Origin of the sequence: Rhodopirellula sp. JB055, assembly GCF_043100905.1 — a bacterium.
GTDB lineage: Bacteria > Planctomycetota > Planctomycetia > Pirellulales > Pirellulaceae > Rhodopirellula.
The window spans coordinates 1-3,394 of record NZ_JBICHO010000184.1; the positions used below are offsets into that span (position 1 = coordinate 1).

General features: G+C 57.6%; 2 protein-coding genes. One reads left to right on the plus strand and one right to left on the minus strand.

The window, feature by feature from the left end; genetic code table 11:
• Positions 1–236: 236 nt before the first annotated feature.
• Positions 237–1,661, minus strand: coding sequence for a class II fumarate hydratase (locus tag ACF8AM_RS07515; RefSeq protein ID WP_392555037.1), 1,425 nt, complete (start codon positions 1,659–1,661; stop codon positions 237–239).
• A gap of 277 nt (positions 1,662–1,938) precedes the next feature.
• Between ACF8AM_RS07515 and ACF8AM_RS07520 the strand changes: the two genes are divergently transcribed.
• Positions 1,939–3,394, plus strand: a 1,456-nt coding sequence (locus tag ACF8AM_RS07520) for a GntP family permease (RefSeq protein WP_392555038.1), incomplete at its 3' end; no start/stop codon positions are given.

Consider the following 3,394-nt stretch of genomic DNA (forward strand, 5'->3'; position numbering starts at 1 on the left):
CAACTCAGAGCGGTTTGTTGACTTGCTCGAGTTCACAACCCGACGCGTCAGCGAGGGACCCACCGACTCGTTTCAATATCAAGCGGTCCCTCGCTGACGCGCTTTGAAGTTGCGCTTTTCTCAAACCCCGAGCGTCAGCGCGGGAAAACGATGTTGACTTCGCCACGCTGACGCGTCGGGTTGTGAAAAACCCAATGCCTCACGCAAAAGCGCAACTTCAAAACGTACAACCGAACCTACGCTTGCGGTTCGGTCATCTTCCACGGATCCAAGGCTTCGGTCAGAACGTCGTCGGCCAAGATTCCTTCTTCCTTGCACAATTCGCGAATCGTTTGACCGGACTTGAACGCTTCCTTGGCGAGCGCCGCGGCTTGTTCGTAGCCGATCAACGGATTCAGGCTGGTGCACATCGACAGGCTCTGTTCCACCGCCGCTTCGCAAGCTTCTTCGTTGGGTTCCATGCCGTCCAAGCAGAAATCGATGAACGCGGTCACACCGCCGGAAAGCAACTCGATCGATTCCAAGATGGTGTGAGCCATCACGGGCATCATGATATTGAGCTGGAAGTTGCCGCCGCAGCCTCCGCTGACCGTCATGCAGGTGTCGTTGCCGATCACGCGAGCGGCGACCTGCATCAAGGACTCACACATCACCGGGTTGACCTTTCCGGGCATGATCGAGCTTCCCGGTTGGCGGGTCGGCAATTTGACTTCGTAGAAACCACAACGAGGCCCACTGCCCAGCCAGCGAATGTTGTTCGCCAACCCGAGCATCGTTTGCGCGATGCATTTCAGTCCACCGTGTGAATCCACCAAACCGTCACGGTTCGCGTTGCCTTCGAAGTGGTTGACCGCTTCGATGAAAGCGATGCCGGTTTGCTCTGACAAACTGGCCGCGACGCGTGCACCAAATTCGGGGTGGGTGTTGATCCCGCTGCCAACCGCGGTGCCTCCAACAGGCAGTTCCAAAACCGCGTCCCGAGCTGCTTCGGCTCGGGTGATCGACAATTCGACCTGCCGGGCAAAACCGCTGAACTCTTGGCCCAGCCGCAACGGCGTCGCGTCCATCAGGTGAGTTCGTCCGATCTTGATGATTTTATCCCAGGCCTGGGCTTTTTCCGTCAACGACTCGTGCATCCGTCGCAGAGCAGGCAGCAAACGTTTTTCAATTTCATAGGCCGCAGCAACGTGAATCGCGGTCGGGAACGTGTCGTTGGTCGATTGCCCCATGTTGATGTGATCGTTGGGGTGAATCGACTTTTCCTCGGCCATCCGGTCACCGCCGTCGATTTCAATGGCGCGGTTGGACAGCACCTCGTTGATGTTCATGTTGCTGCTGGTGCCACTGCCCGTTTGAAAAACATCCACGGGGAATTGGTCGGCCAGTTGTCCGTCGGCGACTTCTTTGGCGGCGGCCAACATCGATTCGACTTGCCCATCGCTGAGCGGGTTCTTGCCCGTCCCCGTCAATTTTCCGAGATCACGGTTGGCGATCCCGCAGGCCAGTTTGACACGTCCCATCGCGGCGATCATCGATGGCGGGAGTTGCCACCCACTGACGGGAAAGTTCTCGACCGCACGTTGAGTTTGGGCACCGTAGTAAGCGTTCTGCGGCACGCGGACTTCGCCCATCGAGTCGCGTTCGGTTCGGAAATCAGTCATAGCGTGGTTGGATCAACAGAGTGTGAATCGGGTCATCAAAAGCGGAAACCATCGAGACAAACATCCTAGCAATCCACCGAAACGGCGCGAACGACGCCCGAAACCCAAACTCTGCGACGGTTTCTGCTACGATCTGGCGTTCGGTCGAACCGTAGGGAACGAATCGCACCGCACGGCGACCGAATCTGGACGGCAAATTGCCTTCCTTGAAATTTTGGTCCTTCAAAAATCGACATTGGATACGAATCGGATGATGCCTTGGGATAACGGGTCAGCGATGAAACGCTTGGCCGCTTGTTTGGGTCTGTTCTCGCTCGCGATTTTTGCGGGCGATGTTTTCGCCGCAGACACTGTCTCGGATGCGGGCCTGCAAGCGACTGAATCCATCTCGATGACGCCCATTTGGATGGTTTTGGCAGGCATTGTCAGCGTGTTGGCGATGATCATCGGTTTAAAACTCAACGCCTTCCTGGCGTTGATTATCTCAGCCCTGTTCGTCAGCCTGCTGGTGGGATTCCAGACCGGAGCCGACGCTGGTTCGCGAATGAATGCCGTCGTGTCCGCCTTCGGTGGTTCTGCGGGCGGCGTGGGCATCGTGATCGCAATGGCTGCGATCATCGGCAAATGCATGTTGGACAGCGGTTCCGCGGACCGTATCGTTCGCACCGCCGTCGGTGTCACGGGAGAAAAAAAGGCTTCCTTGGGCCTGATGATCAGTGGTTTCATCCTGGCCGTGCCAGTTTTCTTTGACACCGTCTTTTATCTCCTCGTTCCGCTGGCTCGCAGCCTTCATAAACGAACCCAGTCCCACTACCTGCGGTACTTGATGGCCATCGCGACCGGGGGAGCGATCACGCACACCTTGGTCCCGCCGACTCCGGGCCCGCTGTTGGTCTCCGCAATTTTGGGAGTGGACATCGGAATGATGATGGCCGTCGGAGCCGCGGTTGCGATCCCTTCTGCCGTCCTCGGCCTGGTTTTCTCAATCATCGTCGACAAGAAGATGCCAGTTCCGATGCGTCCGCTGGGCGCCAACGAAGACAAGCACGAACCGCTCGCCGAAGAACAACTGCCATCCCTGTGGTCGTCGATGTTGCCCGTGGTTCTGCCCGTGGCTTTGATCGGGGCAGGGACCCTGGCGACCACGTTGGCCGACAAAGAAGATCGCGCAGCCATCACCACCGCCGACATCGAAAGCTTTGAACTCCTGAGCGAAAAATTCGCCGACTCCAGTGCCTTGTCACCAGCGGGCCGCATGGTCGCTAGTTCGAAACTGACCGATGAACAACGCGAAACTCTGAAGGCACCGCCAACCACTCCCGAACAAGAATCTTTGTTCGTGGACGCTATGAACGATGCATTGCTCGATCCCAATTTCTACGACGCTGATGCATTTGACGACGTCGAAATCCCCGAGGTCAGCAGCAAACTGATGGCTGCCGATCAACTTCGAATGAAGCCCGTCGATCGCCGCCGCATGAACCGTGCTCTGCTGGACGCGGCCTACCCCGAACTGCTGGCGCCGCATCGCTGGGAGTCATCGATGCGAAACACCGCCAACGCATTGGGGCTGTGGAGCAACCCGAACTTCGCTCTGCTGCTAGCGGCGTTGTCAGCGATCCTGACGTTCAAAATCGTCCGGCAGTTGTCTTGGCGAGAAGTCGGCGTCGACGTGGAAGAATCATTGATGAGCGGCGGCGTCATTATCCTGATCACTGCCGCCGGAGGTGCCT